At 30.8% G+C, this 5,759-nt stretch carries 9 protein-coding genes and 1 pseudogene; 8 read left to right on the plus strand and 2 right to left on the minus strand.

Annotation, left to right across the window (positions count from 1 at the left end; genetic code table 11):
- The 8 genes from RR430_RS08645 to RR430_RS08680 all read left to right on the plus strand — a co-directional run.
- On the plus strand, nt 1–564 hold a 564-nt coding region (locus RR430_RS08645; RefSeq protein ID WP_332508934.1), incomplete at its 5' end, for a PTS transporter subunit EIIC.
- Nucleotides 565–619: 55 nt separating this feature from the next.
- Nucleotides 620–928 carry a PTS lactose/cellobiose transporter subunit IIA gene (locus RR430_RS08650; protein WP_332488649.1) on the plus strand — a complete coding sequence of 103 codons (309 nt, stop codon included), beginning with the start codon at nt 620–622 and terminating at the stop codon, nt 926–928.
- An 8-nt stretch (nt 929–936) separates the two neighbouring features.
- The gene (locus RR430_RS08655) at nt 937–1,146 is read left to right on the plus strand and encodes a hypothetical protein (RefSeq protein ID WP_332488648.1); all 210 of its coding nucleotides are present in this window, start codon (nt 937–939) and stop codon (nt 1,144–1,146) included.
- 10 nt (nt 1,147–1,156) lie between these two features.
- Nucleotides 1,157–1,333 carry a hypothetical protein gene (locus RR430_RS08660; protein WP_332488647.1) on the plus strand — a complete coding sequence of 59 codons (177 nt, stop codon included), beginning with the start codon at nt 1,157–1,159 and terminating at the stop codon, nt 1,331–1,333.
- Between the two features lies 1 nt (nt 1,334).
- A complete protein-coding gene (locus tag RR430_RS08665; RefSeq protein WP_332488645.1) occupies nt 1,335–1,778 on the plus strand; it encodes a DUF3284 domain-containing protein in 444 nt (147 codons plus the stop codon).
- A gap of 2 nt (nt 1,779–1,780) precedes the next feature.
- Nucleotides 1,781–2,863, plus strand: coding sequence for a DUF871 domain-containing protein (locus RR430_RS08670; protein ID WP_332488643.1), 1,083 nt, complete (start codon nt 1,781–1,783; stop codon nt 2,861–2,863).
- Nucleotides 2,864–2,932: 69 nt separating this feature from the next.
- Nucleotides 2,933–3,601 carry a GntR family transcriptional regulator gene (locus RR430_RS08675; RefSeq protein WP_332488641.1) on the plus strand — a complete coding sequence of 223 codons (669 nt, stop codon included), beginning with the start codon at nt 2,933–2,935 and terminating at the stop codon, nt 3,599–3,601.
- A 70-nt stretch (nt 3,602–3,671) separates the two neighbouring features.
- Nucleotides 3,672–4,997 carry an MATE family efflux transporter gene (locus tag RR430_RS08680; protein ID WP_332488639.1) on the plus strand — a complete coding sequence of 442 codons (1,326 nt, stop codon included), beginning with the start codon at nt 3,672–3,674 and terminating at the stop codon, nt 4,995–4,997.
- Between the two features lie 25 nt (nt 4,998–5,022).
- Here the strand turns inward: RR430_RS08680 and RR430_RS08685 are convergent, their stop codons facing one another.
- Together RR430_RS08685 and RR430_RS08690 are read right to left on the minus strand one after the other, a co-directional pair.
- Nucleotides 5,023–5,403, minus strand: a complete 381-nt coding sequence (locus RR430_RS08685; RefSeq protein ID WP_332488637.1) for a hypothetical protein — start codon at nt 5,401–5,403, stop codon at nt 5,023–5,025.
- Nucleotides 5,404–5,472: 69 nt separating this feature from the next.
- Nucleotides 5,473–5,759: pseudogene (locus tag RR430_RS08690) on the minus strand (ribonucleoside-diphosphate reductase); the annotation flags it as partial.

The following is a 5,759-nucleotide window of genomic DNA, read 5'->3' on the forward strand; positions in this document are numbered from 1 at the left end:
TTCTTTGGATTACATGGTACAAACGTATTAGCTCCAGTATTAGATGGTGCTTGGAAAACAGCATTAATTTCAAATAACACTGCTTACATGGCAGGTACAGCTTTAAAAGATCTTCCATATATTTGGACTCGTGGATCATTTGATGCTTATGCTTGGATGGGTGGAGCAGGATGTACATTAGCATTAGTAATCGCATTATTAATTTTCTCTAAACGTGAAGATGAAAAAGCAGTTGCTAAAGTATCTGCACCAATGGGTATATTCAACATTAATGAACCAGTAGCATTCGGTTTACCAATCGTATTAAACGCAGTGTATTTAATACCATGGCTAATTATTACACCAATTCTTGTTACTATTGGATATGCATTTACATATTACGGAATCATTCCGCCAGTATTTATTGAAGTACCTTGGATTATTCCACCAGTATTCTATGCATTCTTAGCAACAGGTGGTAATATAGTGGCAGCAGGAGTTGCGTTATTGAATTTAGTAATCGCTATCTTCTTATGGTCAATCTTTGTTAAAGTTGCAAATACAATTAAACCATCTCAAGAATAAAATATTAATAGAGGGGTTCAAAACCCCTCTATTCTTTTAAAAAATGGAGGATACTATGGAAGGATTAGAACTAATAGCATTTCAAATTATATCAACAGTAGGTGCAGCACGTTCTTTATATATTGAAGCAATTCAAGATGCAAAAAAAGGTGATTTTGAAGAAGCAAATAAGAAAATTGATGAAGGTTGTCAATTGTTTTTAGAAGGACATCATGCGCATGCAGAATTAATTCAAAAAGAAGCATCAGGAGAAATAACAAATCTAAATCTATTATTAGTACATGCAGAGGATCAATTAATGAGTGCAGAGGCATTTAAAATTATTTCTGAAGAACTAATAGATGTTTATAAAAGCAGAAAGTAGGGGTTATAATGATTTATGTAAACTGTGGTCAACATGACCAAGTAATAAAATTACTAGAAGGATATGAAGGAGATGTTAAATTCATATTCAAGGGTAAAACAGGTATAAAATTATCATTTGAATCAAATACAGATGATGATTCAGCGGTTGAACTTGCTAAGGCAGTTATTAAGGCTAGTGATTTAGGTAAGTCGTTATATTTTCAAGTAATAAAGTGAGGATAATAGAATGGAAAAATGGGGTTTAGCAATTTGTGTTTTAGGTTTTTTTCTAATTATGTATGCATCAACAACAACGCCTGCTAACTTATTAATGGTTTTTAGTGGTATATTTTATGTAGTTGTTGGAGGCTTTCTTATTTATTATAAAAGTCGTAAAATAAAAAAAGAAAAAAGAGGAAACTAAAATGAAAATACAAGAAACACTTAATATAAGCGTTAACCAATTTTCCGCTCATATCCTTAAATCAATACAATATGACTTAAAAGAATATGGCAAACTTAGTGTAGATTTAGATCATATTCGCAAGGGACTAAAGTACAAAAAACAAATGTCTACTAAAATGAAGCAAACTGATAATGTAGATGTTGAGATTACGAAATTAGATATGGACCCGTTTATATACGAGGTAACATTTGATTCGACTCAAGGAAAAACAGTCATGAGTTATTCAGCAAAAGCTATTGCAGACAACAAATGTGAAGTAATATATTTAGAAGAATTTATAGGTAAAAATACTATGAATAAACTAAATCATAAATTGATGAGTGTTTTTTATACAGGGCGTAGCAAAAAGAAAGTACATTATTTATTAAAAGCAATTGAAGAATATGTATTGAAGGGAGAATAGATATGCCTCGACTTGGTATTTCATTATATCCAGATGTTTCCAATAGTATGGAAAAGGATAAAGACTATATTGATATCGCATCAAAATATGGATATAATCGTTTGTTTACAAATTTATTAAGCGTAAATGAAGAGGATTTAAATAAATTTAGAGAATTAAATAAATATGCACATGAAAAGGGCTTTGAAGTTATTTTAGATGTTGCACCTAGCGTTTTTGAAGCAAATAATTGCAGTTATGATGATTTGTCATTTTTCAAAAATTTGTATGCAGATGGTATACGATTAGATGAAGGTTTTAATGGACAAAAAGAAGCGTTAATGACTGTTAATCCACAGCGCTTAAAAATAGAAGTAAATGCATCACAGGATACAAAATATATTGATAACATATTAAGTTACAAACCATATCGTGAAAACTTGATTACTTGTCATAATTTTTATCCACAACGCTATACAGGATTAAGTTATGAATTATTTACAAAAACATCAAAGGATATCAAAGCAAACAACTTAAAGGTTGCGGCATTTGTTTCGAGTCAAGTTGCAGGAGCATTTGGACCTTGGCCAGTAAATGATGGTTTATGCACACTTGAAATGCATAGAGACTTACCAATTGATTTACAGGTTAGACATTATTTTGCGACAGGATTAGTTGATGATGTCTTAATAGCAAACTGTTATGCAACAGAAGAAGAACTTAAAACTGTAAGTGAGATACATCCAGGAAAACTTACTATTAAGATTGAATTAGATACACAAACAAGTGATGTCGAAAAAGATATAATATTTAACTATCCTCATTATGTTAGAGGGGATATGAGTGAATATATGGCAAGAAGTACCATGAGTAGAATTGACTATAAAGATGCGGTTATTAAAGCTACGAATACACCTTCAATGTTACATAGAGGAGATATTTGTATATTAAATGAAAATTATGGTCGATACAAAGGTGAACTACATCTTATTCTAAAAGATATGCCTAATTCAGGAAACATCAATTTAGTAGGTAAAGTTTTAGAGGAAGAAAAAATTTTGTTAGAATTTATAGAACCATGGAAGCCTTTTGCACTAATAAAATAGCATCAAAAGGCTTTTTCTATTGAAAAATTATAATAATCGGTTATTATTTTAAGGTAAAGGAGGATGATTATGACTGTTCCTATATATCAAAAAATTGTTGAATTGATTCGTGAAGAAATACGTAATCAAGCTCCTAACACACCTATTCTTTCAGAGCGTGAATTAGAAAAAAAATATAATGCGAGTAGAATGACAGTAAGAAAAGCTTTAGACTTGCTTGTTGAAGAAGGTGTACTATATCGTGTTCAAAATGTTGGAACATTTGTAGCAGATAGTAAACTACATAAAAAAACTGACAAACATGCATTAAACTCATTTGATTTGCAATGTGATTATAAAATTATTTATTTTGATGTTAAAGATGAAAATAGAGAGGTAGCACAGAAGTTAGAAATTTCAACACATGATCAATTCGTACGTATTGTACGTTTGAATCTTCAAAATGGTCAACCGGAAAGTTTAGACCAAATATATATTGTAAGGTTAATGATTGATGATTCTGTGATGAATAATATATTAAATATTTTGGAATTTAGTGCCAAAATTGAAACGGGTTCCGTTAATCAAGTGTTTGTACCGATGATTGTCCCAGTTAAATTTGCTAATTTATTGAATGTTAAAATTAATACACCGATTATTTGTATACAAAGTAAAATCAATACAAAAAATGGTAGAATCTATGCATATATTGAATCTTATTTGAATCCAGATAGAAAAAGTATAGAAATTACAATTTAAAGAAGAATTCGTTCTTCTTTTTTCTTTCGGTTAGGAGTATAATAACAACCAATGATTGTAGGGGGAAACTATGTTCAGTAAGAGGGATTTAAAAAGGTTAATCATACCTTTAATATTTGAACAGATACTTGCAGTTCTGATGGGGATGGCAGATACAGTTATGGTAGCATCATGTTCAGAAGCGGCAGTTTCAGGAGTATCTTTGATTGATGGAATCAATGTTCTTTTGTTGCAATTATTTGCTGCATTAGCAACGGGTGGTTCGGTTGTTGTTAGTCAATATTTAGGGAAGAAAGATTTTATTAATGCAAAGAATAGTTCTAAGCAATTGGTATTTGCTACATTATTTATATCATTATTAATTTCGTTTGCTTGTATTACATTTAGAATTCAAATTATACAATTAATATTTGGTAACTTGGATTTAGAAGTATTTGAAAGTGCTAAAATATACTTTTTGATTACAGCAATAGGATACCCATTTATTTCAGTATTCAATGCAGGGGCCGCCTTATTTAGAGCAATCGGTAATGCTAAACTGTCTCTTAAATGTTCACTTATGATGAATGCTACAAATGTTGTAGGGAATGCTATATTAATTTATGGATTTAATATGGGAGTTGCAGGTGCGGCAATTGCTACGACATCTTCAATGGTATTGGGGTCAGTGATAATGCTTTATAATTTGATTAAACAACAAACAGCAGTTCAGATAGATACGATTACACATTACCGTCCTAATTTTAAAATAATTGAAAAGATATTTATAATTGGAATTCCATCGGGTTTAGAAAATGGAATGTTCCATGTTGGTAAATTATTAACAGCAGGTTTAATTGCATCTTTTGGTACAGTAGCAATTACTGCTAATGCAGTAGGGAATAACCTATCTAATTTAGCTTGCATACCAGAAATGGCTATAGGGTTAGCTATGATTACAGTTGTGGGTAGATGTATAGGTGCTAAAGAATTTGAGCAAGCGAGGTATTATACAAAATATCTTATGAAGATAGCATTTATTAGTATGGTTGGTCTAAACTTAGTGATGATTTTATTACTTAAGCCAATTCTTGGTATATATTCTTTATCAGTTCCAACAACAGAGCTAGCTCTTCAAATCATGACTATGTATTGCATCGGTGCAATGTTCTTTGTAGTTCCTGCTTTTGGATTACCAAATGCTTTAAGAGCGGCGGGAGATGTTAAATTTACGATGACTGTTTCAATAATAGTTATGTGGGCATGTCGAATAGGTTTAAGTTATCTATTTAGCTTAACATTTGGATTAGGATTAATAGGTGTTTGGTTAGCTATGATTATTGATTGGCTATTTAGATCTATTTTCTTCTATGCTAGATATCGTGGTAAAGCTTGGTTAACAAAAGGATTGGTATAATAAAAGAACAATTTAATTTGTTCTTTTATTTTAGAATCCATGTTTCACTTTGGAATACATCGGCTTTTATTTCAGTATAATTATTTAATGTATGAACAATACCATATCCTAGTAAATCTTTATAATTATCAAAGTGATCGATAGGGTTACTCGTTTCTCGTAGTTTCTTATATTTTAGTATACTTTCTTCATATTTATATAAGATACCTATGATTTTTGTTGGTAAGTGATCCCAATATATATGGATATTATTTTCTTTTACCATTTGTTCGGTTACACTTTTTAGATCAGTATACTCACTTAGTAGTAATGGGTGGGTAAAGGCAATTTCTTTAGCATCGTTGACAACGCATTCGATAAATGCAAATGTCATTCCTAGATAATAGCTGTATTTGTCAAAATTCATATTGTTCACCTCTACTTAAATTATAAGTGTAAGTGTTTAAAATAAAAAGGATTGATTGCTCAATCCTTTTTATAATCCACATTTAAGTTGTGCATTACAGTTTGTACAAGTATTGCATCCACCGATTTCTTCAACGATGCCCTCTAAGCAAATTGGACAGATATCTCCAACTTCAACACCGATATTTCTATCTTGGCGATCAGCTCTTAAATCAGTTTTCTTTTCTTCTTCTTGTGTCTTCTTAACATCAACACCAAAGTCTTTTGTAATACTCATTTGATCCCATGCTGTATCTTCATCGTTTGTTAGACTTAATACTTGAGAGTCACGAGAACCATCTACATAAACAGTTCCAC

The organism is Anaerorhabdus sp., assembly GCF_036641015.1.
Taxonomy (GTDB): domain Bacteria; phylum Bacillota_I; class Bacilli_A; order Erysipelotrichales; family Erysipelotrichaceae; genus Anaerorhabdus.

Excerpts from the sequence above, each read along its gene's own strand:
- RR430_RS08650 (WP_332488649.1), top strand. The coding sequence starts at position 620 with ATGGAAGGATTAGAACTAATAGCATTTCAAATTATATCAACAGTAGGT.
- RR430_RS08655 (WP_332488648.1), top strand. The coding sequence starts at position 937 with ATGATTTATGTAAACTGTGGTCAACATGACCAAGTAATAAAATTACTA.
- RR430_RS08660 (WP_332488647.1), top strand. The coding sequence starts at position 1,157 with ATGGAAAAATGGGGTTTAGCAATTTGTGTTTTAGGTTTTTTTCTAATT.
- RR430_RS08665 (WP_332488645.1), top strand. The coding sequence starts at position 1,335 with ATGAAAATACAAGAAACACTTAATATAAGCGTTAACCAATTTTCCGCT.
- RR430_RS08670 (WP_332488643.1), top strand. The coding sequence starts at position 1,781 with ATGCCTCGACTTGGTATTTCATTATATCCAGATGTTTCCAATAGTATG.
- RR430_RS08675 (WP_332488641.1), top strand. The coding sequence starts at position 2,933 with ATGACTGTTCCTATATATCAAAAAATTGTTGAATTGATTCGTGAAGAA.
- RR430_RS08680 (WP_332488639.1), top strand. The coding sequence starts at position 3,672 with ATGTTCAGTAAGAGGGATTTAAAAAGGTTAATCATACCTTTAATATTT.
- RR430_RS08685 (WP_332488637.1), bottom strand. The coding sequence starts at position 5,403 with ATGAATTTTGACAAATACAGCTATTATCTAGGAATGACATTTGCATTT.